At 52.1% G+C, this 25498-nt stretch carries 25 protein-coding genes and 1 riboswitch; all 25 genes read left to right on the top strand.

The genetic code is table 11. The features are described 5' to 3' along the window. The first annotated feature begins 12 nt into the window (after nt 1-12). The 25 genes from ACZ439_RS03720 to ACZ439_RS03600 all read left to right on the top strand — a co-directional run bounded on the left by ACZ439_RS03720 (nt 13) and on the right by ACZ439_RS03600 (nt 25471). The gene (locus tag ACZ439_RS03720) at nt 13-1062 is read left to right on the top strand and encodes a zinc-dependent alcohol dehydrogenase (RefSeq protein WP_054795385.1); all 1050 of its coding nucleotides are present in this window, start codon (nt 13-15) and stop codon (nt 1060-1062) included. Between the two features lie 48 nt (nt 1063-1110). Then, nucleotides 1111-1977 carry a transketolase gene (locus ACZ439_RS03715; protein ID WP_127606523.1) on the top strand — a complete coding sequence of 289 codons (867 nt, stop codon included), beginning with the start codon at nt 1111-1113 and terminating at the stop codon, nt 1975-1977. 3 nt (nt 1978-1980) lie between these two features. Next, nucleotides 1981-2943, top strand: coding sequence for a transketolase family protein (locus tag ACZ439_RS03710; protein ID WP_127606521.1), 963 nt, complete (start codon nt 1981-1983; stop codon nt 2941-2943). A 78-nt stretch (nt 2944-3021) separates the two neighbouring features. Next, nucleotides 3022-3192, top strand: coding sequence for a GapA-binding peptide SR1P (locus ACZ439_RS03705; protein WP_127606519.1), 171 nt, complete (start codon nt 3022-3024; stop codon nt 3190-3192). Nucleotides 3193-3451: 259 nt separating this feature from the next. After that, nucleotides 3452-3799: an alcohol dehydrogenase catalytic domain-containing protein gene (locus ACZ439_RS03700; protein WP_054795386.1), complete on the top strand. Its 348-nt coding sequence runs from the start codon at nt 3452-3454 to the stop codon at nt 3797-3799. Between the two features lie 438 nt (nt 3800-4237). Next, on the top strand, nt 4238-5236 hold the full coding sequence (locus ACZ439_RS03695; RefSeq protein ID WP_372813940.1) for a Gfo/Idh/MocA family protein: 999 nt from the start codon (nt 4238-4240) through the stop codon (nt 5234-5236). 49 nt (nt 5237-5285) lie between these two features. Next, entirely contained in the window at nt 5286-6521 is a 1236-nt protein-coding gene (locus ACZ439_RS03690; RefSeq protein ID WP_464621105.1) for an MFS transporter, read from the top strand. 81 nt (nt 6522-6602) lie between these two features. Continuing rightward, on the top strand, nt 6603-8051 hold the full coding sequence (locus tag ACZ439_RS03685; RefSeq protein ID WP_464620636.1) for an aldehyde dehydrogenase family protein: 1449 nt from the start codon (nt 6603-6605) through the stop codon (nt 8049-8051). A 39-nt stretch (nt 8052-8090) separates the two neighbouring features. Beyond that, nucleotides 8091-9104 carry an inositol 2-dehydrogenase gene (gene iolG, locus ACZ439_RS03680; RefSeq protein WP_127606509.1) on the top strand — a complete coding sequence of 338 codons (1014 nt, stop codon included), beginning with the start codon at nt 8091-8093 and terminating at the stop codon, nt 9102-9104. Between the two features lie 46 nt (nt 9105-9150). Then, nucleotides 9151-11016: a 3D-(3,5/4)-trihydroxycyclohexane-1,2-dione acylhydrolase (decyclizing) gene (iolD, locus tag ACZ439_RS03675; protein WP_054798909.1), complete on the top strand. Its 1866-nt coding sequence runs from the start codon at nt 9151-9153 to the stop codon at nt 11014-11016. A 33-nt stretch (nt 11017-11049) separates the two neighbouring features. Continuing rightward, nucleotides 11050-11907: a transketolase gene (locus tag ACZ439_RS03670; protein WP_054798910.1), complete on the top strand. Its 858-nt coding sequence runs from the start codon at nt 11050-11052 to the stop codon at nt 11905-11907. Next, nucleotides 11907-12866 (top strand): transketolase family protein, encoded by a 960-nt coding sequence (locus ACZ439_RS03665; protein WP_054795389.1) that lies wholly within the window; start codon nt 11907-11909, stop codon nt 12864-12866. The genes ACZ439_RS03670 and ACZ439_RS03665 overlap by 1 nt, the downstream gene beginning before the upstream one ends. A gap of 11 nt (nt 12867-12877) precedes the next feature. Further along, entirely contained in the window at nt 12878-13684 is an 807-nt protein-coding gene (gene iolB, locus ACZ439_RS03660; protein WP_054795416.1) for a 5-deoxy-glucuronate isomerase, read from the top strand. Between the two features lie 16 nt (nt 13685-13700). Then, a complete protein-coding gene (locus tag ACZ439_RS03655) occupies nt 13701-14528 on the top strand; it encodes a sugar phosphate isomerase/epimerase family protein (RefSeq protein ID WP_054795390.1) in 828 nt (275 codons plus the stop codon). 20 nt (nt 14529-14548) lie between these two features. Next, nucleotides 14549-15700, top strand: a complete 1152-nt coding sequence (locus tag ACZ439_RS03650) for a sugar ABC transporter substrate-binding protein (protein WP_141334587.1) — start codon at nt 14549-14551, stop codon at nt 15698-15700. Between the two features lie 120 nt (nt 15701-15820). Continuing rightward, complete coding sequence (locus tag ACZ439_RS03645; protein ID WP_141334588.1) at nt 15821-17338, top strand: xylose ABC transporter ATP-binding protein; 1518 nt, start codon at nt 15821-15823, stop codon at nt 17336-17338. A 1-nt stretch (nt 17339) separates the two neighbouring features. Next, a complete protein-coding gene (locus ACZ439_RS03640; protein ID WP_464620635.1) occupies nt 17340-18509 on the top strand; it encodes a sugar ABC transporter permease in 1170 nt (389 codons plus the stop codon). 25 nt (nt 18510-18534) lie between these two features. After that, nucleotides 18535-19539 (top strand): inositol 2-dehydrogenase, encoded by a 1005-nt coding sequence (gene iolG, locus ACZ439_RS03635; protein ID WP_054795417.1) that lies wholly within the window; start codon nt 18535-18537, stop codon nt 19537-19539. 94 nt (nt 19540-19633) lie between these two features. Continuing rightward, a complete protein-coding gene (locus ACZ439_RS03630) occupies nt 19634-20632 on the top strand; it encodes a LacI family DNA-binding transcriptional regulator (RefSeq protein WP_155614194.1) in 999 nt (332 codons plus the stop codon). 39 nt (nt 20633-20671) lie between these two features. Then, on the top strand, nt 20672-21316 hold the full coding sequence (gene ppaX / locus ACZ439_RS03625; protein WP_464620634.1) for a pyrophosphatase PpaX: 645 nt from the start codon (nt 20672-20674) through the stop codon (nt 21314-21316). Between the two features lie 288 nt (nt 21317-21604). Continuing rightward, entirely contained in the window at nt 21605-22639 is a 1035-nt protein-coding gene (locus ACZ439_RS03620; protein ID WP_306439343.1) for a zinc-binding dehydrogenase, read from the top strand. A 286-nt stretch (nt 22640-22925) separates the two neighbouring features. Then, nucleotides 22926-23087: a GapA-binding peptide SR1P gene (locus ACZ439_RS03615; RefSeq protein ID WP_230875980.1), complete on the top strand. Its 162-nt coding sequence runs from the start codon at nt 22926-22928 to the stop codon at nt 23085-23087. 168 nt (nt 23088-23255) lie between these two features. Next, nucleotides 23256-24068 carry a hydroxyethylthiazole kinase gene (gene thiM, locus ACZ439_RS03610; RefSeq protein WP_054798912.1) on the top strand — a complete coding sequence of 271 codons (813 nt, stop codon included), beginning with the start codon at nt 23256-23258 and terminating at the stop codon, nt 24066-24068. A 69-nt stretch (nt 24069-24137) separates the two neighbouring features. Then, nucleotides 24138-24276, top strand: a riboswitch (cyclic di-AMP (ydaO/yuaA leader). 167 nt (nt 24277-24443) lie between these two features. Beyond that, the gene (locus ACZ439_RS03605; protein ID WP_054795395.1) at nt 24444-24788 is read left to right on the top strand and encodes a hypothetical protein; all 345 of its coding nucleotides are present in this window, start codon (nt 24444-24446) and stop codon (nt 24786-24788) included. 80 nt (nt 24789-24868) lie between these two features. Continuing rightward, complete coding sequence (locus tag ACZ439_RS03600; protein ID WP_127606488.1) at nt 24869-25471, top strand: DedA family protein; 603 nt, start codon at nt 24869-24871, stop codon at nt 25469-25471. Nucleotides 25472-25498: the final 27 nt, after the last annotated feature.

Below are 25498 nucleotides of genomic sequence, written 5' to 3'. Positions count from 1 at the left end.
AGATCAGCCTCTGTGAAAACGATTGCGGCAGTGAAAATAGGCAGCTTGAAAGACCCCAATGAAGCAACAAGAGGGCGCGTTCAGGTCATCGAAATTCCCGAGCAGGAGATGGGGGACGAGGATGTCAAAATCAAGGTCGCCTATTGTTCCATCTGCGGTTCCGATCCGCACCTGGTGGAAGGCATATTCGATTTGGAACCGCCGTTCGGGCTCGGTCATGAGGTTTCCGGCACCATCGTGGCCCTCGGGCCAAAAGCCGTTAAGAAAGGGCTGAAGGTCGGCGACAGGGTAGCGGGCAACTTCTTGAGATTTTGCGGCACCTGCTATTATTGCCTGAACGGGCAGGAGCAGTTTTGCGAACATATGATGGAGTATAACAGACCCGGCATGTCCGAATCGATCGTCTGGCATGAATCCCAGGTATGGAAAATTCCTGACGATGTTAGCTTGAAGGAAGCCTGCCTTCTGGAGCCTGTGTCGATTGCGGTAAGAATTGTGGACAAGGCGAACATGAAGGCGGGGCATCGCGTGGCCATTTCAGGCGGCGGCCCCATCGGTCTGCTGACCCTTCAACTGATCAAGAGGTTTGGCGCCACCTCCCTGACACTCATCGAGCCGATCCAGAACAGGCGGGACTTGGCCCTGGAATTTGGAGCCGAGCATGTGATCGACCCGGTAAACCAGGATGTCCGGGAGGAATCCAGGAAAATTACCGGAGGGCGAGGCTTCGATCTGGTTATTGAAGCTTCCGGTTCTCCCAGAGCCGCCAACGCGGCATGCGACATTGCGGCAAGAGGCGGCACCGTGCTCTATATCGCGATGTTCCCGAAGGACTATGAGATGCCGTTCAATCTGTACGACAAATGCTATTGGAACGAGCTTACGGTTTCGGGTATCTTCGTGGCTCCGTATGCGTTTCCCCGTGCCGTTCAGCTGCTGCCGAAGCTTGATTTGAAACCGTTTACGCAGAAAGTTTTCCCGTTGGCTCAGGGGGAAGAGGCATTCGCTGCCCATGTTAGCGGCAACTATACGAAGGTGCTTATCCAATGCAACGAAGATTAACGAGCTTGGCGATTGATCAATCTGCGATGTACAAAGGAGATCTCAACGATGAGTAATGTCGATTTGGAACTGGTTCAAAAACTGGAAGACAAGGCCGTCGAAATCAGAAAAAATCTGTGTACCTTTATTTACAGAATCGGCACCGCCGGTCATTTGGGCGGCGAATTGTCCATCGTGGACGTTGCCGTTGCCCTCTATTACAAATACATGAACTACGATCCGAAAAATCCGAAATGGGCAGAAAGAGACCGGCTCATTTTGAGTAAAGGCCACTGTGCCGAAGCGCTTTATACAATCTATTCCGATATGGGAATGTACACGATGGACTACATGGTCGAACATTTCGAATCGCTTGACACAGCGGTGTTCAGCATGCACCCTAACCGGAAATATATTGATGCCATCGAGGCCTCAACAGGCTCGCTGGGGCACGGTATGCCCCTCGCCACCGGCCTCGCGCTAGGCGCGAGAATGTCCAAGGCCAACTGGAGAACCTTCTGCATTATTGGCGACGGCGAGCTTCAGGAGGGCACGAACTGGGAAGCCTTCATGGCGGCCGGCCAATTTAAACTGGGCAATCTGGTAGCAATTATCGATAAGAATGACCTGCAAATGTCGGGTCCGACCAAGGATACCGTCAGCGTCGATCCTCTTGGAGATAAAATGCGGGCTTTCGGCTGGGATGTCATCGAAATCCAGGGCAACGACATGTATGAGGTATGCAGCGCGCTGGAGTCCCTGCCTCCGGCAGACCCCGTTACCCCGAGAAGGCCGATCTGCATTATTTCCACGACAACCAAGGGCGCGGGCGTTTCCTTCATGGAAAATGTCGTCGCGTGGCATGCAGGCTCGCTGAACAAAGCCAAGTGGGAAGAAGCCCTCGAATCCATCGAAAGCAAAAGGAAGGTGAGATAAGCTATGGCAGTGGAAATTAGTTTGAATTTTGATCAAATTTTGTCTTCGGCCAGAGAGGTTTATGGTTCAGAGTTGATGAAAATGGCCGATGAAGGGTTGGAGTTTGCCTTTCTTTGCTCCGATAACGTAGCTCCATCCTCGACTGTCGGCAAATTCATGAGCAAATATCCGGACCGCTGCTTTAATGTCGGGATCGCGGAAGCGAACCAGGTGGGCATATCGGCAGGATTGGCGTTATCGGGCAAAATTGTGTTTTCGCAAGTGTTCGGACCGTTCCTGCCTCTGAGAGCCGCAGACCAGATCCATGCGGATATCGCCTACAATGATGTGCCCGTCAGGCTCATTGGCACTCACGCGGGAGTCACATCCGGCGGCGGGCCCACCCACAATGCGATCGCCGACCTGTCCTTCTACAGGGCGGTGCCGAATTTGACCATTATTTGCCCCGCTGATGCCAACCAGTGCGCAAGAGTGGTCCGGGAATCGATGAGTTATCCGGGTCCCATGATTATCCGCATTGCCAGAGGCGCGGAACCGGACGTCTACCTGAATAACGATTATGAATTTCAAATCGGCAAGTCCATCACCGTTCAGGAAGGCAAAGATCTGACGCTGATCGGCACGGGCAGCAGCGTATACTGGTCGTTGATGGCGGCCAAAGAGCTGGAACAATCGGGGATCAAGGCGAGAGTCATCGACATGCACACGATCAAGCCGTTTGATACGGATGCGGTGCTCCGAGCCGCCTTGGAGACAGGCTGCGTCGTGACCGTCGAGGACCAGAGCATCAACGGAGGCCTTGGCGGCGCCGTGGCCGAGATTATTGCGGAGGCGGGCGTTGCCTGCAAGTTTAAGCGAATCGGCCTGCCCGACCAGTTTGCCGTTCTCGGCGAGCCCAACGAAGTGTACAAATATTACGGGATGGACCCTCAGGGGATCGCCCAGACCGTGAAAAGCTTGTTATAACGAAAGGCGTTGCGCAGCGGGTTATGCCGGCCGTGTTTCCGAATCCGTGCAGCGGATGGAAGAAAGGATGGATCATGTATGGACAACGCAACTTCCCGGGTTGAGCTTGGAACGATCCTGTGCAAGTATTGCGAGCATATGATTGCAACGTTCGATTCCGAGAAAATAACTTTTTATTATTCCGACTGTCAAAGGCCCGATTGCTTGGAATCGCGGGTGAAGACGGACCGGCCAATGACGGAATGCTGACATCCGAACAATCGGACTGAAAAGTAGCAGGACCAAGGCGGGGGGCTCTATGGAGTCTCCCGTCTTGGTTTTATAAACAGTCCAGCGCTAATAATTTTGTTGTACAGTTCTAAAAATAATGCTAGTATAAGCTCATTGGAGGGTAAAGGTTTACCTTGGCAAATCGAATCCAGGGGAGGGTGAAAATGAAAGCTGTCGTAAAAACATTTGCGGAACGGATCTGCATATTTACCATGACACCTATAAGAGTTACCCGCCTGTGAGCATCGGGCATGAATTTTCGGGGATCGTTGTTGAAGCAGGCGAGAAGGTGAAACATATCAGGAAGGGGGATCGGGTGACCGTTCTGCCTTCCACCGCCATTACATGCGTCATATGCGCGTACTGTACAACGGGAAATTATATATTATGCAATGACCGCAGATCATTAGGCTCAGGTATAGACGGCGGCTTTACGAAATATGTCATGGCCCGAGAGGATATGATTTATAAAATTCCGGACCATGTCACGCTTGAAGAAGCGGCCCTAACCGAGCCGCTGGCCTGCGCCGTTCAAGCGACGGAAGAGTTGACGTCGATTCATGCGGGCGACACCGTGCTTTATTGACGTATGACGAATAGGGAATAGGCAGGGTGCGAATAAGCGCCAAAGAATTTCAGAGTTGATAAATATTGCCATATATGCTAAAATAAAAACCATAGATTAAGGAAAAGGCTTTCCCTAAAATGCAGACCAATTAGCGAGGTCAGACGATAGTTAGAACGCATGAATGTGAGTAATATCCGGCGATACGGGCTGGATTTAAGGGAATTTATCGTAAAGCAGCTCCGCTTAGTTGGAATTAAATGCGCAAACCGGCAGAATTCAGGTTAAACACTTTCCTTATATAGCCTTACATAACCGATAACCTCCGGTCGATAGAGAAGGAGGATGCAACTTAGACAGGGAGAGGCGGCAGCCATGCAACAAATCCCTTTTGAAAGCGCTTCCGTTCCTCTGCGGCCACGTACCTGTAATGCCATAAAAACCGGAAGGGGTCAAACGATGAGTAACAAGGTTCGATGGGGAATTATCAGCACGGCCAAAATCGCGCAGGAGGAATTGCTTCCGGCTTTTCGGGATGCGGTCAACGCGGAGGTGACAGCAATCGCCAGCTCAAAGCCGAGCGCGAAAGAAATCGCTGCGCGATTCCGGATTGAGAACGTGTACGAGACGTACGACGCGCTGCTGGAAGATCCGAACATCGACGCGGTCTATATTCCGCTGCCGAACTCGCTCCACGCCGAGTGGGTGATCAAAGCCGCAGAGAAAGGCAAACACGTCTTATGCGAGAAGCCTGCCGCATTAACGGCCGAAGAGACGGCACATATGATCGAAGCTTGTCATCGGCACGGCGTTATTTTTATGGAAGCGTTCATGTACCAATTTCATCCGCAGCATCAACGGGTCCGGGAGATAATAGCTTCCGGCGAGCTCGGAGAACTCAAGACCATGAAGGTAAGCTTCTCGTTCTTCCTTGAGGGGCGGGAAAGCAACATTCGCACGAATCCGGAGCTGGGCGGAGGCTGTTTGTATGATGTGGGCTGCTACTGCGTGCACGCGATCCGGAATGTGCTGGGTACCGAGCCTGAGCGGGTGTTTGTATCGGCTAAGAAAGATAAGCCGGGCGGGGTGGATCTGTCGGCAGCCGGGTTCATGGAGTTGAAGAACGGGATGACGGCCTTGTTCGATGCCTCAATGGATCAGAAGCAGCGGCATCATTATGAAATTGTGGGCACCAAGGGATGCGTGAGGGTGAACCGGGCGTTTTTACCGCAATTAACGGACGGGGTATCCTCGATCACGGTGGAAACGGACGATGGGGCCTCGAGGGATGAAACGATCGCGGGCCATCAGTATGTGCTGCAAGTCGAGCATTTCTCGCAATGTGTGCTGGAAGGCTTGACGCCATTCTATACGCCGGCCAACACCATCCAGAATATGAAAGTGATTGACGCCTGCTATGAATCGATCGAGAGGGAAGCTTTCGTCACCGTCGATTAAAGTCTTGCTGCGAAGGAATGCGCAGGCTGCCGTATGCGCATAGAACTCCATCAAGGAGGTTGTAGACATCGAGAAAATTCATGGTATCCGAGTCAAAGATCATGCGCTGTTTATCGCGGTTACCTTCCTGTTCTGGTCTTCCCAGTATGTGTATTCGCCAATCTTATCCTCCTATCTGGAGCAGAAGGGGGCCGGTCATCTCTTGATCGGCTTCATTCTGGGCAGTTACGGCATTACCCAATTGCTTATCCGATTTCCACTGGGCATGATGTCGGATTATTTAAGCCGAAGGAAGCTGTTCGTTTCACTCGGTTTGGTTATGAGCATGCTGAGCTGCATGGGCTTATTAATGGGGGATTTCGGCTGGATCTTAGTGTCCAGACTTGTCTCGGGCGTATCCGCGTCGACTTGGGTCGTCTTTACGGTTCTGTATTCGGCTTATTTTGCAAGCGGGAACATAGCCAAAGCGATGTCCAACATACAGTTCGTTACCGTGGCTGCTCAGCTTCTGGGAATGAGCGCAAGCGCATTTCTCGTCAGCGGTTGGGGGTGGCACGCCCCCTTTTGGGTCGCACTCGCTTTCGCTATGCTAGGCGCGCTGCTTTCTCTGGGCATTAAGGATACGGAGCGCCAATCTTTCAAGAAACCTGTGGGTTGGGACGTGACCGCCGTTGTGAGAGAGCCGAACTTGTTGAAAGTATCCTTGCTCTCCACGATCTGCCACAGTACGTTGTTTATTACCATATTCGGGTTTACACCGCTGCAGGCATTCAAGATTGGCGGAACGGAAGAGGCCATCAGCATGCTGGTCGTTGCTTTTATGATTCCCCATGCAATCGCCACCTTCCTGTCGGGTCGACTGTTTATGAAACGATGGGGGAGCTGGACGACTTTGACGATCGGTTTTGCAGGCAGCGCCGTCTTTACGCTCGCCACCCCGTTTATTCATGATCTTGGCTTGCTGTGCTTGACCCAGGGGATCAACGGATTTGCGCAAGGACTGAGCTTTCCATTGTTGTTAAGCTTGGCGCTGCGAGGGATCAGCCAGGAGAAGCGCGGAACCGCTATGGGATTTTATCAGGCGTTCTACTCGCTCGGTATTTTCCTGGGACCTTTCCTTGCCGGATGGTTTAACGACGGCTCCGATTTAACCGGCGGCTTCCTGTTCTCAGCGGCGACAGGCTTGCTCGCGGCCTGTTTGACCGTGTACTGGAACCGTTCGGACAAATCGGCGAATGCTCATGCGAGGGACAGCAGAAGCGCAAGCGCAGCGGAAAGCGGATAAAATAAGGCAACTATTTATAGCTTTAGGTTAAAGGCTTTCCCCTAGTGTTATGCTATTAAAAAGGAATGAAGGAGGGTCGCCATGCTGGCGCAAAAAACAATTAAGCCGCTGTTCATAGGCGGTGAATGGGTTGAAACTTCCGAGCTGCATCCTATTTACAATAAATATACAGGTGAATTATTCGCGCAAGTTAGCAAGGCGGGAGAAGCGGAGAAGAATGCGGCGCTGGAAGCGGCGGAGCGGGCGTTCTGGCAATCCGACTTCGCTCCCGCCCAGAGATTTCAGGTTCTGATGAAGATGTATCATCTGCTGCTTGACCATCTGGAGGAATTCGCGGAGGCGATTGCCGCCGAAGGCGGTAAGCCGATTGTGGATGCCAGGACTGAGGTAAACCGGTCGGCGCTGATTTTCTTGTTGTCGGCAGAGGAAGCGATCAAAATTACCGGCGAGATGATTCCGGCTCAAGTGGCGCCCAATCTTAACATCGGCAAGCGGCTCATTTACACGATCAAAAAACCGATAGGCCTTGTTTGTGCGATAACGCCTTTCAACTTTCCCTTAAATCTGGTTGTCCACAAGGTCGCTCCGGCCTTGGCGGCAGGCAATCCCGTCATCATTAAACCGGCTTCGGATACCGCTTATTCCGCTCTGAAGCTGTGCGAGCTTCTGGAGAAAGCCGGCTTGCCGAAAGGTTTCGCAAGCTGTTTGGTGGGAAGCGGCTCCACCTTGGGCGATCAATTACTCGCGGATCAACGGATCCATAAGTATACCTTTACCGGGTCTCCCGAAGTCGGGAAGCATATCCATCGAACGATCGGGATGCGAAGAGTGACGCTGGAGCTGGGGTCGAACTCCGCAACGATTGTCCACCAAGACGCCGATGTGGAAACGGCTGCGGCCAAGCTGGCTCGAATGTCCTTTGCGCATGCAGGCCAAATTTGTATCTCCGTACAACGCATCTACGTGCACAAAGAGATCGAACAAACTTTCATGGAGGCGTTTCTCAGATACACGGCAAGCCTCAAGGTCGGCGATCCGCTGGATCCTTCCACAATCGTTGGGCCTATGATCAGTGAGAAAGAAGCGATCCGCATTGAAGGGTGGGTGAATGAGGCCGTTGAACAAGGCGCGAAGATTTGGACCGGCGGCAGAAGAGAGAACAACGTGTATTACCCGACGGTTCTTACCGGCGCTACCAAGGGCATGAAGGTCGTCGATGAGGAGGTGTTCGCTCCCGTCGTATCGATTGCCACTTATGAGACGATCGAAGAAGCCGTCCGGCTGGTCAATGACTCCAAATACGGCTTGCAGGCCGGTGTATTTACCCAATCGGTTTCTCTTGCGCACACGATTCCTTATTTGCTTGAGGTCGGGGGAGTCATGATTAACGATACGAGCAGCTTCCGCGCCGATCAAATGCCTTACGGCGGAGTCAAAGAAAGCGGTATGGGCAAAGAGGGGCCGGCATTTGCCATCGAAGAGATGCTGGAAACCGTAACCGTAGCCGTGAATTTGGAAGAGCAGCTATAAACATCAAACCAAACAAATCAAAAGAAAGCGGTGGACAGCATGAAGCAAATTCGTTGCGCTGTATTGGGATTAGGTCGTTTAGGGTACTGGCATGCGGAAAACTTGGCGACAAAAATCAGGGGGGCACGGCTGCTGACCGTCATCGATCCGATTGCAGGCCGGGCGGAGCAGGTCGCGAGCGAGCTGGGGATTGAAAGCTATTCGATCGATCCGGACGACGCGTTTAACAATCCGGATATCGATGCGGTGGTCATTGTGACGCCTACTTCCACACATGCGGAGATGATCAAAAAAGCGGCTGCAAAGGGAAAACAAATTTTTGTGGAAAAGCCGATCACGCAAACGTTAGCGGAAGCGGACGAAGTGATTGAGGCGATTCGTAAAAACAACGTCGTCTGTCAGGTCGGATTTATGAGACGATTCGACCCCGCCTATCACGAAGCGAAGAAGAGAATCGCGAAGGGGGACATCGGCCAGCCGATTTACTTCAAAGGCTTAAGCCGGGACGGCAATGTGCCGCCGGCCTCGTTCATCAAGCACAGCGGAGGCATTTATTTGGACATTTCCATTCACGACTATGACATCGCCAGATATTTGATGAATGCGGATGTCGTCTCCGTTCAAGCAACGGGTCATGTCTTGATGCACGCCTTCTTGTCCGAATACGGAGATGTCGACCAGGCTCTGACAACGCTTCAATTCAGCAACGGAGCGGCTGGCGATATCGAAACGATGCGTATTGCGCCTTACGGCTACGACATCCGGGGAGAAATCGTCGGTACGGAAGGGGTTATCACAATCGGCTCGCTGCGCGAGCATAACATCCAGATTTTGAACCACCAAGGCAGCACATACGACATTATCCCTGATTTTCCAAGCAAGTTTAAAGATGCTTATTTGCTGGAGATGGCTCATTTTATTGAAAGTCTGATGAACGGAACGAAACCGGATTGTACCGAAGAAGACGGCAAGGCTGCACTTGCGATCGCGATCGCCGCAACGGATTCGTTCAAATCCGGGAAGCTTGTCCAGATCCAAACCGTCAACGCTTAATCCGGGTCTTCTTGAACCCCAATCCATATCAAGGAGTGTTGCAAGTATGCAAACGATACGATTAACGATGGCTCAGGCCTTGCTGAATTACCTGGATAACCAGTATATCCGTGTCGATGGGACGGAACGCAAATTCGTCAAGGGTGTCTTCGGCATTTTCGGCCACGGGAATGTGACGGGAATAGGGGAAGCCCTCGAGAATGATCGGGGAAGTCTGACTTACTACCAAGGTAAAAACGAGCAGGGTATGGCCAATGCGGCAATCGCTTTTGCCAAACAAAACAATCGGACGGAAATTTTCGCTTGCACGTCGTCGATCGGACCCGGAGCGCTGAACATGGTGACGGCCGCAGGGACGGCAACCGTAAACCGCATTCCCGTCCTGCTGCTGCCTGGCGATATTTTCGCGTCCCGGCAGCCGGATCCGGTATTGCAGCAAATCGAAAATCCGAGCGATTACACCATATCAGCCAATGACGCCTTCAAGCCGGTGAGCAAGTATTGGGATCGCATAACCCGCCCCGAACAACTGATAACTGCGCTTACGAATGCGATGCGCGTGCTTACGGATCCGGTTGATACGGGAGCGGTAACGTTGGCGCTCCCGCAAGACGTACAGACCGAAGCCTACGATTACCCTGCCGCGTTCTTCAGGAAACGGGTTCATGATGTGGAGCGCGCAGCGCCGAATAAAGAAACCGTCGCACGGGCCGTTGAGCTGATCCGAGGCAAGAAGAAGCCGCTGATCATTGCCGGGGGAGGCGTTCATTATTCCCAGGCTGCCGAATCATTAAAGGCATTTGCGGAAGCGTTCCACATTCCGGTGGCGGAGACGCAAGCGGGGAAAAGCGCCTTGCCCTGGGATCACCCCTTGAATATCGGGGCGGTTGGCGTAACCGGCTCGCTCGCGGGAAACCTGCTGGCCAAGGAAGCCGATTTGATCATTGGGATCGGAACGCGTTTGGCGGATTTCCCAACCTCCTCCAAAACAGCGTTCCAAAACCCGGACGTCGATTTCTTATCCATTAACGTCAGCAAGTTTGATGCGTATAAAATGGATGCCAAGCGGATCGTTGCCGATGCGAAGGAAGCGCTTCCGGTTTTGGCGGAGGCCTTGAAGCAAGCGGGGTACCGGAGCGGTTATGAGGCCGGTCATATCGAGACTTTGAAGAAGCAGTGGGATGAGGAGGTCGACCGTTACTACAGCGCCGAGAACCCCGACGGATTAGCGCAAACGCGTGTATTGGGCGAAATCAACCGTTTCATCGATGAACAAGACATCATCATTTGCGCAGCCGGCAGCATGCCGGGGGACCTGCAGCGGTTGTGGAGAAGCAAAGTGCCTAAAACCTACCACATGGAATACGGTTTCTCGTGTATGGGTTACGAGGTGAGCGGGGCGTTAGGCGTTAAGATGGCGGAGCCGGACAAGGAAGTGTACGCGCTTGTTGGCGACGGCAGCTATTTGATGCTTCACTCCGAGCTGGTCACCTCTATTCAAGAAGGCTATAAAATCAATGTCCTGCTGCTCGACAATAACGGTTTCCAATGTATACACAATTTGCAACGGGGCCAAGGCAGCCAAGGATTCGGCAACGAATTCCGTTACCGTTCCAGGGAAACCGGCCGGCTGACCGGCGACTATGTGCAGATCGATTATGCCGGCCACGCGAGAAGCCAGGGCGCGGTTGGCTACACGGTACGCACGCTCGAACAATTGCACAGCGCACTGGCCGACGCGAAGCAGCAGCAGGTATCGACCTTGATCGATATCAAAGTGCTGCCGGGAACGTGCACGACCGGCTACGAATCGTGGTGGAGATTGGGCGTCGCGGAAGTATCGGAAAGCGAAGATGTCCAAGCGGCCTATCGGCAAATGCAAGACAAAGTCCAATCCGCGAGAGTGTTGTAAACCGTGGATCAAGCAGCTGAAGGAGGAAGCGAAATGAATGGAACCTTAACCCAGCTTCGTTTACAGGAGCTTGAAAGGTTGGCCTCCAGGACGAGGCAGTTGATTTTGGAAACGGTCCATCATGCCAATGCAGGGCATATCGGGGGACCGCTTTCGGTTACGGATATTTTGGTCAGCCTGTATTTTGAAGCGATGCATATCAACCCCGAGGATCACCTCGGACGCGACCGGGACCGCTTCGTATTGTCGAAGGGGCATTCGGCCATCGCCTTATACACCGTCCTGGCGTTGAGGGGCTACTTCCCGGTCGAGGAGCTCCCGACCTTTGACGAAATCGATTCCCGCCTTCAAGGGCACCCCGACATGAATTTGCTCCCGGGCCTGGATATGTCCACCGGCTCCCTCGGCCAAGGAATTTCCGCAGCGGTCGGCATGGCGCTGGGCGCCAAGCTGCAAGGCCAATCGTTCTATACGTATTGTGTGATAGGCGACGGCGAGGCCCAGGAAGGGCAAGTATGGGAAGCGGCCGATGTGGCAGCGAAGTATAAGCTGGACAACTTGATCGTCGTGATGGATTACAATAAGCTGCAGCAATATGGCTGGAAGGGCAGCGAAGGCGATTTGCGCGAGGCTCCCGTCCAGGACCCGCGACTGCGGTGGGAGGCGTTCGGCTGGCATGTGAGCGAGGTGGACGGCCATTCGATGGAACAACTGCTCGACGCCTTCTCGGACGCGAAAGCGGTGCAAGGTAAACCGGTTATCGTCATTGCGCATACGTTGAAGGGCCGAGGCGTCAGCTTTATGGAAAATAACTACGTCTGGCACGCGAAGGTACCGAACGCCGAGGAATTGAAGAAAGCCTTGCAACAATTACAAGGGGGGAGTCGCTGATGGCGGTTCAGTTGGGAAACGCGGTTGCGATGAGGGACGTCTTCGGAGATACGCTGGTCCGGCTTTCGCAAACCGATCCGCGAGTCTATGCATTGGACGGCGATTTGGCGACCTCGACCAAGATGGATAAAGTCGCCGAAGCCAACCCGTCCAAATTTCTCCAAATGGGGATAGCCGAGCAAAATATGGTCGGTGTGGCGGCAGGTCTCGCAACGGTGGGCCTGCAGCCTTGGGTTTGTTCGTTCGCCGCCTTTATTACCAAACGCGCTTTGGACCAAATCATGGTGACGGTCGCACAACCCAAGCTGGATGTCAAGATGATCGGTGCCTACAGCGGGCTTCTTACCGGATGTACCGGCAAAACCCATCAAGGTCTTGAGGATCTGGCGATTATGCGCAGCATTCCTAACATGGTAGTGCTTTCTCCGGCCGACGGGGTGGAGGTCAAGAAAATGATGGAGTTCGCCAACCAATACAACGGGCCTGTTTATATCCGGCTTGCCCGGGACCCGCTGCCGACGATTTTCGATGAAGTCTCCTATTCGTTTACGCTGGGAAAAGCGATCAAACTCAAAGACGGTGAAGACGCGACGATCATCTCAACCGGTACGCAAACGGTTCGTTCGCTGGAAGCCGCCCAGACGCTGGAAAGCCGGGGCATCCGGGTTACCGTGCTTCATATGCCTTCCGTGAAACCGATCGACCAGGCGGCCATCGTGGAGGCGGCCGAGCGGACCGGCGCCATCGTAACGACGGAGGAGCACACGATCTATGGAGGCCTTGGAAGCGCTGTTGCGGAAGTGCTGGTAGAAAATTGCCCCGTTCCGATGCTGCGGGTAGCCGTTCAGGATCGCAATTCCGAATCCGGTTCCAACGATGCGCTGCTGAAGAAATACAATATCGGACCGGAGAACATTGTCCATGCCGTAGAGCAAGTTTTACAACGAAAGGGGAAATGACGTTGAACTCATTGAACAATTTGATCGTACCCTCGTCTAAAGAGCCGGGCAGCAACGGGAACCGGCTTGTCGTCACACCTGAAAGCGCAGGCTGGAGTCACGTGGGATTCGAGGTATATACGTTAGCCGAAGGCCAGTCTTTGCACAAGGAAACCGGCGGGAACGAGCTGTGCGTCGTCCTATTAAGCGGGAAGGCGACGGTGGCTACGCAGAACAAAACCTGGGAGCATATCGGCCAGCGGATGAGCGTGTTCGAGCAAATGGCTCCTTATTCGGTCTATGTGCCGCCGGGCGACTCTGTGAGAATTGCTGCAGATACGGAGTTGGAGATAGCGATTTGTTCGGCCCCTGGCAAGGGAACATACGAAGCGAGATTGATATCGCCTGAAGATGTCGCCGTTGAAATGAGAGGGACGGGCGATATGGAGAGGCAAGTCAACAATATTTTACCCGAGAGTGCGCAGGCGGACAGTTTGCTGGTCGTCGAGGTGTTCACGCCGAACGGGAATTGGTCCAGCTACCCGCCGCATAAACACGATCAAAATAACTTGCCGGACGAAACCTATCTGGAAGAGTCGTACTACCACCGGATTAAACAGGAGGGCGGTTTTGCGATCCAGCGCGTTTATACGGACGACGGCTCCCTGAATGAGACGATGGTTGTGAAGGACGGAGACGTGGTGCTCGTGCCGAGAGGCTACCATCCGGTCTCGGCGCCCCCGGGGTATGACCTGTATTATTTGAACACGATGGCAGGCCCGGTACGCACATGGAAGTTCCAGGATGATCCCGACCACGCATGGCTGAAATCGAAGTGACGGAGGGAACGCCATCATGGTAAACCGATCGTATAAGCTGGGCATTTGCCATTGGTCGCTGCCTATCGACGGGCCTTACGCTTGCAGGACCGCCTCCGAACTTGGGTTTGAGGGCATCCAGCTCGAAATTGGAAGCTACGAAAGAGGGTTTCCTGTATCGCGGAGAACGGTCCAACAAGCTTATCTGGGGCTGGCCGAGCAATATGGCATCGCTTTTCCGTCCATTGCCGTTCGCGTAACGGATGCGTACAGCATGACGCAGCCTCCCGACTCCGTCGACAGCGGGATCGTGAAGGAAGCCATCATGCGATCCATTGAGGCGGCGGAAGCGATGAACATTCCTACGGTCATGATCCCGAGCTTTCAAGTGAGCGATATCGTGAGCGAGCAGGATCTCATTCGCAGCGCGGAGATGCTGATCTCCGCCTGCGATTACGCTCAGCAACGGGGCATTGCCGTGGCTACGGAAAATTTGCTGGCTGCGCAGATGATGTTCCGGTTGGCCGAAATCGTCAACCGGCCGAACTTGAAGCTTTATTTCGACACCCAAAATTACGCTTTGTTCCGGGGATATGACGCCCCCGCCATGCTGAAGGAGCTGGCTCCCCTGCTAGGTGATGAAATCCATGTGAAAGACGGAAAACACGGTAAAATCAGCTCGTCTCTGCTCGGAGAGGGCGATTCGGGATTTTACCGCAGCATGGAGGTATTAAAGGAGATCGGTTATACCGGCTGGATCATCCTGGAAAATTATTACGATCAATTGCCGCTGCGTTCGAAGCATGACGAACCGGAATCACTCATCAAAGAAGATATGCGCCTATTAATTAAAGCGCTTTCTTAATATGAAGGGGGAGTTTTGGAATGAAGAAGAATGTTTTGAAGAGCGTTTCGATGATGATCGTGCTGCTATCCGCCTTTATGACCGCTTGCAGTCAGCAGGCGGGAACCGGTGCGCCGGCCGGGCAAAACGCAGGCTCCAGTGAACCTGGCGCCAGCGCCGCAAAAAGTAAAAATGATGAAGTGGTCATCGGTTTCTCCGTCGGCACCATGAAGCAAGAGAGATGGCAGCGTGAAGTGAAAATGGCGCAAAAATATGCAGACGAGAAGGGATTCAAGCTGATTGTCCAGTCTTGTGAAGAAGATGCCGCGAAACAGGTACAGCAGGTTGAGGGCATGCTGACACAAGGGATCGACGCCCTGCTGATCTCGGCACAAGACTCGGAATCGTCCGGCGTTATTGTGGAAAAGGCGCATCAGGCCGGAGTGCCGGTAGTGGCCTATGACCGCTTGGTCCGTAACGGAGACCTGGATTATTATATTACGTTCGACAACGTCAAGGTAGGCGAGCTGCAAGCCAAGATGCTCGCGGACCGGTATCCGAAAGGCAATTACATTTGGGTGCTCGGCGGTCCGGAAGACAATAACGCGCATCTATTGAAACAAGGGCAGGAAAGCGTGCTCAAACCTTATATGGACAAGGGCGACATTAAGATCGTCGTTCAGCAATGGGCGAAAGGCTGGAACCCGGAGGAGGCGCTGAAAATTGCAGAAAACGGCCTGACCAAGGCGAAGAACGACGTCGTTGCCGTTATTGCCTCCAACGACGGTACCGCAGGCGGTGTAGTCCAAGCGCTGGAATCGCAAGGCTTGGCGGGTAAAGTGGGCGTTTCCGGCCAAGATGCCGACATCGCCGCCCTTCAACGGATTGTGGAAGGCAAACAAACCGGCACCGTGTACAAGCCTACTCAAGTTCTGAACCAAACCGCGATGGATCTTGTCTACGCTTTGGCGGCAAAAGACGAAGCGAAAATCAAAGAGTTGAACAGCGGAAATTTCAAAAACGGTCACGTCGGAACGGTGGATAACGGTACTAAAAAAGTGACAAGTCTGCTCATGGACGTGCAGCTTGTAACCAAGGAGAATGTGGTAGACACGGTAATTAAAGACGGCTATCAAAAAATGGAAGACATCTATAAAAATATGCCGAAGGATCAATGGCCTAAAGCCCAATAGAGCATTATGCCGCTTTCGTAAAAGCTGGAGGGTGGGAAAGGGAGCGGGGCACCGCCGCTTCCTTTCTTTCCTGATCTATCCTTGGAAACTTAAACTCCGAATGGTCAAGAAGGTGATACTTTGAGCGAATATATGTTGGAGATGAATCGCATAACCAAAGAGTTTCCTGGCGTCAAGGCGCTCAATCAAGTGAACATACAAATTAAAGAGGGCGAGGTTCACGGTCTTTGCGGAGAGAACGGCGCTGGAAAATCGACGATTATTAAGATTCTTAGCGGCGTATACCCATACGGCACTTACGATGGGGAAATTGTAATCCGCAAGGAAGTGCAGCATTTTCAGCATACGGCCGATTCCGAGCGGGCAGGCATCGTATGTATCCATCAGGAGCTGGCTCTCGTCCAGGAGCTTTCCGTGCAAGAAAACATTTTTCTCGGCAACGAACCGACAAAGATGGGCGTCATTCAGTGGGATGAGCTTTACCGGAATACGACGGCGTTGTTGAAAGAGCTGGATTTAAAGATCAATCCTAATGAAAAGGTGAAGAACCTGGGTGTCGGACAGCAGCAGTTGGTCGAAATTGCCAAGGCGCTGTCGAAAAAAGCAAAAATTTTAATCCTTGACGAGCCGACCTCGGCATTGACGGAGCACGAGGTCGAGATTCTGATGAACATCATAAGGAAGCTTAAGGAAAATGGCGTAACCTGCATCTATATCTCCCATAAATTCAACGAAATTTTTGAAATTTGCGATTCTGTTTCCATTCTTCGGGATGGGACCTATGTCGGAACGAAAGACATTCATGAGCTTGACCGTGAATCGTTAATCTATATGATGGTCGGCAGAAAGCTCGATAAAATGTTTCCCCGCGAGCCTCATACGAGGAAAGAGCTTTCCCTTGAAGTGAAAAACTTCTCGGTATACGACGAGCAGAACCCCGGGCGGAAGCTTGTCGACCGTGTCAATCTTCAAGCTTACAAGGGGGAAATTCTCGGCATATCCGGCTTGATGGGCTCGGGAAGAACAGAGCTGGTATCCGGCATTTTCGGCGCATTCCCCGGGAAGAAGGAAGGGGAGGTATGGATTGATGGGGTTAAAGCGAGGATCGAGAGTCCCGTCGAAGCGACCGAATACGGCATCGCGCTTGTTTCCGAGGATCGGAAAAAATACGGTCTTGTGCTCGACATGAGCATAGCTGAGAATATCACCTTAGCCAGCTTGAATAAAATTTCTGCATTCGTCCTTCATCCCGATGATGAAATTCAGTATTCCCAAAAATACGTCTCCGCTTTAAACGTCAAGACATCCAGCGTCGAGACACAGGTTAAAAATCTCAGCGGGGGCAACCAGCAAAAAGTCGTCATCGGCAAATGGCTGATGACCGAGCCTGAAATTTTGATTCTCGATGAGCCCACGCGCGGCATCGACGTTGGGGCGAAGTTTGAAATTTATAAAATCATGAACGAGCTTGTAGAGGCGGGCGTTACCGTCATTATGATTTCATCGGACCTTGAAGAGGTGCTCGGCATTAGCGACCGGATCCTGGTTATGTGTGAAGGCAGAATCGAAGGCGAGCTCGACTATCGGGAGGCTACGCAAGAGAAAATTATGCATTATGCAACCGGAGGAGGTAGATGAAATGGAACATAAACTGGCCGCAGCTCCGGGCACTCCTGCAGGGCAGCTGACGAAAAAAATCGATATCCGTTCGTATGCGATGATTGCGGGATTAATTATTTTATGGATCATCTTTTCCGTATTAACGGACGGAACGTTCCTTAGCGCGCGCAACATTTCCAACCTGACCGTACAAATGTCGGTGGTCTCGATATTGGCTACCGGAATGGTGCTTATCATCGTAACCGGGAATATCGATCTTTCGGTCGGTTCTCTTGTCGGATTGGTCGGCGGGGTTGCGGCAGCTTTAATGGCCTGGGAAGGGTGGGGAACGGTTCCAACCCTATTCGCCGTGCTTCTTTTGGGCGTGGTCGTCGGAGGCATCCAAGGCTTTGCGACTGTTTATCTGAATATTCCGTCTTTTATTGTCACGCTTGGCGGTATGATGGTGTTTAAAGGAATACTAATCGGCATAACGAAAGGGATTTCGATCGCGCCGATGAATCCGAGCTATAAAGTGCTGGGCGATCAATATGTAAATAGTTTGTTCGGCCTGATCTTGACGATCATGGCGATTGTTCTCCTAGTTTATTTTACGTTAAAGAAGAGAGGTTCCAGGAAGAAAAACGGCCTGGAGCTGGAACCGGCCGGCAAATTGGCCGCCCGCTTGATTTTATTTACCGGTTTGATGGTCATTTTCTATCTCTCGATGCACTCTTACAAAGGCTATCCCATTCCCGTCCTCATCATGCTGGGACTCGTTCTGCTGTTCTCGTTCATTGCGGGCAGCACGAAGTTCGGGCGTTATATTTATGCCATCGGGGGCAATATGCAGGCGGCAAAATATTCCGGTATCCAAGTCAAAAAGATTGTGCTGCTCGTCTTTATGCTGAACGGCTTGGTAGCGGCCATCGCCGGTATCGTCTTATCCGCAAGGCTTAACGCCGGTGCTCCCAGCTCGGGTAATATGATGGAGCTTGACGCGATTGCCGCGGCAGTTATCGGCGGAACGAGTCTGATGGGCGGCCGGGGCAAGGTGGTGGGCGCTATCCTGGGGGCGCTCATTATGGCAAGCCTGGATAACGGCATGAGCCTGCTCAATATGGAAGCTTTTTGGCAGTATATTGTGAAAGGCCTTATTCTGGTATTGGCCGTATGCTTTGATGTCATGACGAAAAATAAGAGCGCGTAAGACGCGTGGAGGGACAGGTGTGGATATGCAGGGAGACATTCGTTGCGCGGCTATCGGGCTGGGCCGCTTGGGGTATTGGCACGCCGAAAATCTTCATACGAAAATCAAATCCGCCAAACTGGTCAAAGTGGCGTCCTCCCGGGCGGAGACGGCAGAAAGGGCGGCAAGGGAGCTCGGGGTCGAGGCATGGACTACGAATCCGGATGATGTGTTTACGGACCCGGATATCGACGCTGTGATCCTATCGACGCCTACCGATACCCATGCCCGATTTCTGAAAACAGCGGCCTTGCACGGCAAACATATTTTTGTGGAAAAGCCGATAGCGAAGTCTGTGGAAGAAGGCCGCGAGCTTGTTCGCTTGGTGGAAGAAACCGGCATTACCTGCCAAGTCGGGTTTATGAGGCGCTTTGATCCGGCCTACGCCGAGGCGAAGAAAAGAATCAATGCCGGCGATATCGGCCGGCCGATCTATTTTAAAGGCGTCAGCCGGGACCCCGTATCTCCGCCGGAGGCGTATATTAAACATAGCGGCGGCATCTTTCTCGATCTTGCCGTCCACGATTTTGACATGGCCCGATACTTAATGGGGTCTGAAGTGCGGTCCGTCAGGTCTATGGGAAGCATTCAGCTTCACGCCTTCATGGGCGAATACGGGGATGTCGATCAGGCGCTAACCTACCTAAACTTCGAATCGGGCGCGGCCGGCGATGTCGAATCGAGCCGGAACGCCGGCTACGGATACGACATCCGGGGCGAGGTGGTCGGGACGGAAGGCACGCTGCAGATCGGCTCCTTGAGGCATCACGATTTGCGCATTTTGGGACCCAAGGGAAGCAGCCACGATATTATTCCTGAGTTTGCGACAAAATTCAAGGATGCGTTTCTGCTGGAAATGACTCATTTTATCGATTGCCTTCGTCATGGACAAAAGCCTTCGTGTACGGCCATCGACGGACTTCGGGCCTTGGAAATTGCCCAAGCGGCTGCCGACGCCTTTCTCTCCAAGGAAGAAACGAGGGTGCTTTGAATTCCTCCATTGCATGATCAAAACCTTTGAAAGTATAATACAATGAAGGGAGTTAAACGTTTTCCTTGAATATATAGAAAATGAGGTTTGTGCAATGGGTATTAATATTTTCGACATTGCTAAGGAAGCCGAAGTATCCATCGCTACGGTATCGAAAGTTGTCAATAATACCGGAAGAATTAGTGATAAAACGAGAAAAAAAGTGTTGGAGATTATCGAAAAGCATAATTATACGCCGAATTCGCTCGCTACGGCTTTAACCGGAAAATTCAGCTATACGCTCGGATTGATCATTCCGAATTTGGCCAACCCTTTTTTTGGGGAAATCGCCAAAAGCGTCGAGGACCGCGCGAGGGAACTCGGTTTCAGCGTGATGATCTGCAGCACGGATTACGATGCGGACAGGGAAGCTTCCTATTTTACACTGCTGCAAAAAAAACGTGTGGACGGAGTTATTATCCTGTCGGGCTTTGAAGACCAGCATACGATTACGAGAAATCTGGTCAAGCCGAATATGCCTGTTGCTCTGATCGCCCGGGATATTCCGACCATATCCATCAACTCCGTTTCGATCGATGATTTTGTCGGAGGCTATGAAGCTGCCAAACATCTCATAGGACTCGGCCATCGCAGAATGGGGCTTATTGTGGAAAATATCCGGTGCGCCAAGGAAAGGGTTCGCGGCTTCAATCAGGCTCTGGAGGAGCATGATCTGCAGCTTGATGAAAGCCTTGTTCTGCTTGGCGAGGCCACCGTTCCTAACGGGAAAAAGCTGGCTCTGCAGCTGCTGAGCGGGGACGAACCGCCGACGGCTATATTTGCGACCAACGACCTTCTGGCCATCGGCACGATCCAGGCGGCGAACGAGCACGGACTGAAGGTGCCTCAGGATGTATCCGTGATCGGCTTTGACAACACGATGCTGGCCACGATTACGGACCCTCCGCTAACGACGATAGCTCAACCGATGGAACAGATGGGAAGGCAGATCGTCGATTTGCTTGTTCAGGAATTGAAGGGCGATGTGACGCATAAACAGCGGATTGTGCTGCTGCCGGAGCTTGTAGTGAGAAAGTCTACGGGTTTACGATAAGGGACGGGCCGTAAAATAGATGGAGAAGGTGGGAGGACGTTGTTTACAACGGTTCTTTTTGATTTGGACGGGACAATTGTCGATACGAACGAGCTGATTATCCGTTCCTTTATGCATGTTCTGAAAGACGCTCCCCATGCGGAAAGCTGCAGCCGGGAGTTTATCGCCAAAAGCATGGGGCTGCCATTAAGAGAGCAGCTCGAGGTCTATACAAAGTCAACAGAGGTAGAGCCTTATATAAAAGCTTACCGAGCGTATAACGAGACCCATCACGAGCGTTTAGTGAAATCGTTTCCTCATGTGAAAGAGACGTTAGAAGCGCTGCACGAGGCAGGTATCCGGCTAGGCGTTGTGACAAGTAAAATAAAGAAAACGGCCGTGATGGGGTTACAAGCAACCGGACTGCTGCCCTATATGGATACGCTTGTTACGGAAGAAGACGTCCAAAGAGGGAAACCGGACCCGGAGCCGATTCGGAAGGCGCTTGCCTTGCTGGATGCCTCCCCGGAGCATACCTTGATGGTCGGCGACAGTCACTATGACATTTTGTCCGCCCGTGGCGCGGGAGTAGCTTCCGCCGCGGTCTCTTGGTCGCTCAAGGGAGAAGCGTACTTGAAAACTTTTTCTCCCGATTTTGTGATTCGGGATATGAGGGAACTGAAACCGATCGTTGGCGTCGAATAGTGTCCGGCAGTTTCCGAATAAATAAACGGAAGCATTGACACAAATGCACAACCATGGTATTTTTTTCTTGTATAAAATTTGAGTTATTCATCTCACTATCGGTGCGAGGCGGCAGCACATTCGACTGGAAGCAGGTGCGCCGGAAAGCGTTGGACCGAAGAAGAAGCATTGCCATAAAATATTCGGGAAGCCCGGCAGTCATGCTGGGCTTCTTGAGCAAACGCGTAGTGCTGCCCGCCGCGATTGGCCTGGACGTTCTGCAGCCTGAACATACCTGAGGAGGAAACAATGATGAAAGCGCTTGTACTGGAAGGTGCCAAAAATTTGATCCTGAGGCAAGTCGAAGATCCGAAGCCGGCGGAAGATGGCGTTCTGCTGAAAGTTATGGCGAATGGCGTATGCCGAAGCGATCATCACTTTTGGGAAAGCGGTCTCGTTCCCGTTAATATTCTCGGCCATGAATTTAGCGGCGTTGTGGAAGAGGTAGGCAGCAAAGTGACCCGGTTTAAGAAGGGCGATCGAGTCACGGTGCCGTTTTCCGGAAGCGAAGGCGCTTGTCCGCATTGTGTAAGCGGCCATTCCCATCTTTGCGATTCGCTCTTGATGCCCGGCTTAACGTATCAGGGCGGCTACGCCGAATATGTGGCGGTTCCTGTCGCTGACCGGAATATGATCCATTTGCCCGAAGAAATCAGTTTTGCCGAAGCATCGGCCCTGGGCTGCCGATTTATTACCGCTTTCCACGGCATCGTGGACCGGGTTCAGGTGCTTCCCGGCGAGTGGGTTGTTGTTTACGGCTGCGGAGGGGTAGGTCTATCGGCGGTCAATATCGCCTCCGCTATGGGGGCGAATGTGATCGGCGTGGACATCAACGATGCCAACCTCGATTTGGCGAAGCAAATGGGAGCCGCTTACACGGTCAACAGCAGGACGACCGATCCGATTGCAGCCGTCAACGAAATGACACAAGGCGGAGCGGATGTGTCGGTAGACGCGCTCGGGCTGTCGCAGACGGCGGTTAGCGCGATCAGAAGCTTGCGCAAGCGCGGCCGGCATCTTCAAATCGGCATGACGTCGAAGCAGGATGCGGGGTCCATCGCGATTCCGGTCGATGAGATGATCCTGAAAGAACTTTCTTTCATTACGAGCTTCGGCATGCCGGCGCATCGCTATCATGCTGTACTGCCCCTCGTATCCAACGGGAAATTGACGCCGGGGAAAATGGTGACGCGAGAAGTTTCGCTTTCCGAGGTGAACGGCATATTCGAGGAAATGAGCAGCTTTACAAATACGGGAACGTATGTCGTCACCAAGTTCGGGTAAAGCGGCGTTGGCCGGCAGCTGCCGGTATAGTCGTGTTGGCGGGCGCCGGCAATGCAGGTCAAACTCGGCGAGTTGTGAGCAATAAAGGAAGTTTTTCTGCTATTCCGTGTGTACTTAATGAAATTACAACCTGAATTAAATATTTTATTCGAGATTATCGTTAAATATAACGACATAAATAAGAAGAATAGTGTATAATAAACAGGAATAACATGTTATTGAAAAGGCGAATGCCAGCTTGGCTGCCGAGCTAATCCGACTTCATGAAAGAAAGGATGGATCATGCATGGAAAACTCCTCGATTAGCGTAGACCTGGGTGTAATCTTGTGTAAGCATTGCGCTGAAATTATTGGCACGTTCGATTCCGAGAAGGTGACTACGTATTATTCGGATTGCCAGGAGCCGGACTGCTTGGAAACGAGAAAGAACCCCAATAACCAACAATGAAAGCTATCGGGAAAGCTCTGCAACATGATCAAACCTAACGGGATTTGAAGCTCTCGCGGGTGTATGGCGGGGGCTTCTTTATTTATATCTGTGCGCTCGTATAAAGCGCTTGGCAAACCATCCGCGATATGAGATAGTATCATGTAACCGGAAGAAGGGGATGGGGTAATGAACGTCCAATATTTCGCGGATATTCTTGATAAGGTGCGGATCCATAAACCGCTCGTGCACAATATTACGAATGTAGTCGTAACGAATTTCACGGCGAACGGCCTGCTGGCCTTAGGAGCATCGCCGGTTATGGCATATGCTCACGAAGAGGTTGCAGAGATGGCGCAAATCGCCGGCGCCCTCGTCTTGAATATAGGCACGCTGGACGACCGTATCGTTCACGCCATGCGGATCGCGGGGCAATCGGCGAACGCGCATGGCGTTCCGATTGTTTTCGATCCGGTGGGAGCCGGGGCGACGGCATATCGCACGGAAACGGCCCGTTCGCTCATGAAGGAGCTGCGGATCTCGGTACTTCGAGGCAATGCTGCGGAAGTGGCTAACGTCGTCGGGAAATCGTGGAGCATTAAAGGCGTGGACGATGCAGGCAGTGCGGCCGGGGAAGTGCCTGCGCTTGTCCGGCAAGCGGCGCGGGCGATGAGCTGTGTCGTCATCGTCACAGGCCGTGACGATTATGTGAGCGACGGCGAGGCGACGTATCGGGTGAGCAATGGTACGCCGCTGCTGACCCAAGTGACCGGAACAGGCTGCTTGCTGACTTCGGTGGTCGGCGCCTTCCTTGCGGTGGAGAACGATCAAGCGGCTGCTGCTGTGGCGGCATTGGCTTATTATGGGGTCGCCGCAGAGCGAGCGGTCCAGATCGCCGGCTCCGACAATCCGGGCAGTTTTCAGATCGAATTGCTGAATCAGCTGCACAAGACGGATGGCGAAGTTGTACGTCGGCAGGCGAAAATAACTCGCGTGGAGTAAGCGACCGGAACAACTTCTCAATGAATTGTAAGATTTTGGATTATTGACTTGCGAATAGCAGTTTTGTATGATGAAATCACGCTTAATTTCCGGTTTACACGAAACCGGAAAGCGGGGGAACCAATGAAATTGGGGCGAATCATTCCATGTAGGGAACCATCTTTCCCGAGCCCGACAGCTAACCTCGTCAGCAGTAGATGGGTCAAATTGTGTATGTATGCAGACTTGCATCGTTGACCCGTGAATCCGGGTCTTTTTGTGCTCCAGACCCGTCGCAGTCCAGGACGATAAGCGCTAGATGATAGCGCATCCTGGCTGGATTCGGGTCTTTTTTGTTTTTATGATAACATCATAGCTTAAGTAAGGAGGATCATGATGCTCCAGCGAATTACTTCTTCCCACCTTCAAGAACTGACAGATGTTCAAAAAGAATACCTGCGAAACCATTGGATTCCACAAGAAGGCGAATATATAGCTATGGGTGACCACGAAGAGATGATTTATTACTTGAACGGGGTCGAGAAACATAAAGCGCTTCCATTGTTAACGATCGGACAAATGTTAAGCTACTTAAATAAACATGACCATTCCGTCCGTATTCAACATGTTTCCGGAGAATGGGTCGTGCAGACCTCTATGATTGAAAAGAAGGCTATTGAATTAAGTCATGCTTTATGGGAAGCGTTTAAATCGGTTTTGGACAAGAACACAACACGATGATGTTGTGTTCTTGTTTGTATGAGACCTGAAACCGTCGATTTTTTTTCGCGTATTGCTAAGGAAACAAGATGAGGTGAGTAATGGAACAGATATTATTGGAGTTTATTGGCTATTTCAAACAATTATCGTACATAGGCGTCGTTTTGGCGCTGACTTTCGAGTTTGTTCCGGCAGAGCTGGTTCTTCCCCTCGTCGGTTATTGGGTCTATGAAGGGGATATGAACTTGGGGCTGGCTATTCTGGCAGGGACAGTCGGAGGGGTAACAGGACCCTTGACTCTATACGCATTAGGAAAGTATGGGGGGAGGCCGGTGATAATAAAGTTTGGCAAGTTCTTTTTTATACGGACGAAAGAGATCGATAAGGCCGAACGATTTTTCCATAAGTATGGGGCGGGCGTAGCTTTTCTGGGCCGGTTTATCCCGGGGGTTCGGACCGCTGTTTCGCTTCCGTGCGGCATGGCCAGAATGAGTGTCTGGAAGTTCTCGTTATTTACGTTTTGTGCCATGCTGCCTATAACGAGTTTATACGTTTATCTTGGGTACAAGCTTGGTCCCAATTGGCACGAGGTCGGGGAGCTGGCGAAGGGGTATTTGTTCCCGGTTGCCGCCGTGATTGTGGCCGGTCTTCTCGTTTATTCAGCTGTGAAATTATTCAATCGCAATAAAGAAAGAACGACGTAGGAGACGAAAGACGGTGTGGTTTTTGAA

This window comes from Paenibacillus sp. JCM 9796, from assembly GCF_055379675.1.
The sequence above is the reverse complement of the archived record's forward strand: the minus strand, read 5'-3'. Positions and strand labels throughout refer to the sequence as shown.

What these genes read in the sequence shown, in the direction of transcription:
- ACZ439_RS03715 (WP_127606523.1), top strand. Translation starts at nt 1,111, where the DNA reads ATGAGTAATGTCGATTTGGAACTGGTTCAAAAACTGGAAGACAAGGCC.
- ACZ439_RS03710 (WP_127606521.1), top strand. Translation starts at nt 1,981, where the DNA reads ATGGCAGTGGAAATTAGTTTGAATTTTGATCAAATTTTGTCTTCGGCC.
- ACZ439_RS03705 (WP_127606519.1), top strand. Translation starts at nt 3,022, where the DNA reads ATGGACAACGCAACTTCCCGGGTTGAGCTTGGAACGATCCTGTGCAAG.
- ACZ439_RS03695 (WP_372813940.1), top strand. Translation starts at nt 4,238, where the DNA reads ATGAGTAACAAGGTTCGATGGGGAATTATCAGCACGGCCAAAATCGCG.
- ACZ439_RS03685 (WP_464620636.1), top strand. Translation starts at nt 6,603, where the DNA reads ATGCTGGCGCAAAAAACAATTAAGCCGCTGTTCATAGGCGGTGAATGG.
- iolG (WP_127606509.1), top strand. Translation starts at nt 8,091, where the DNA reads ATGAAGCAAATTCGTTGCGCTGTATTGGGATTAGGTCGTTTAGGGTAC.
- iolD (WP_054798909.1), top strand. Translation starts at nt 9,151, where the DNA reads ATGCAAACGATACGATTAACGATGGCTCAGGCCTTGCTGAATTACCTG.
- ACZ439_RS03670 (WP_054798910.1), top strand. Translation starts at nt 11,050, where the DNA reads ATGAATGGAACCTTAACCCAGCTTCGTTTACAGGAGCTTGAAAGGTTG.
- ACZ439_RS03665 (WP_054795389.1), top strand. Translation starts at nt 11,907, where the DNA reads ATGGCGGTTCAGTTGGGAAACGCGGTTGCGATGAGGGACGTCTTCGGA.
- ACZ439_RS03655 (WP_054795390.1), top strand. Translation starts at nt 13,701, where the DNA reads ATGGTAAACCGATCGTATAAGCTGGGCATTTGCCATTGGTCGCTGCCT.
- ACZ439_RS03650 (WP_141334587.1), top strand. Translation starts at nt 14,549, where the DNA reads ATGAAGAAGAATGTTTTGAAGAGCGTTTCGATGATGATCGTGCTGCTA.
- ACZ439_RS03640 (WP_464620635.1), top strand. Translation starts at nt 17,340, where the DNA reads ATGGAACATAAACTGGCCGCAGCTCCGGGCACTCCTGCAGGGCAGCTG.
- iolG (WP_054795417.1), top strand. Translation starts at nt 18,535, where the DNA reads ATGCAGGGAGACATTCGTTGCGCGGCTATCGGGCTGGGCCGCTTGGGG.
- ACZ439_RS03630 (WP_155614194.1), top strand. Translation starts at nt 19,634, where the DNA reads ATGGGTATTAATATTTTCGACATTGCTAAGGAAGCCGAAGTATCCATC.
- ACZ439_RS03620 (WP_306439343.1), top strand. Translation starts at nt 21,605, where the DNA reads ATGATGAAAGCGCTTGTACTGGAAGGTGCCAAAAATTTGATCCTGAGG.
- ACZ439_RS03615 (WP_230875980.1), top strand. Translation starts at nt 22,926, where the DNA reads ATGGAAAACTCCTCGATTAGCGTAGACCTGGGTGTAATCTTGTGTAAG.
- thiM (WP_054798912.1), top strand. Translation starts at nt 23,256, where the DNA reads ATGAACGTCCAATATTTCGCGGATATTCTTGATAAGGTGCGGATCCAT.
- ACZ439_RS03605 (WP_054795395.1), top strand. Translation starts at nt 24,444, where the DNA reads ATGCTCCAGCGAATTACTTCTTCCCACCTTCAAGAACTGACAGATGTT.
- ACZ439_RS03600 (WP_127606488.1), top strand. Translation starts at nt 24,869, where the DNA reads ATGGAACAGATATTATTGGAGTTTATTGGCTATTTCAAACAATTATCG.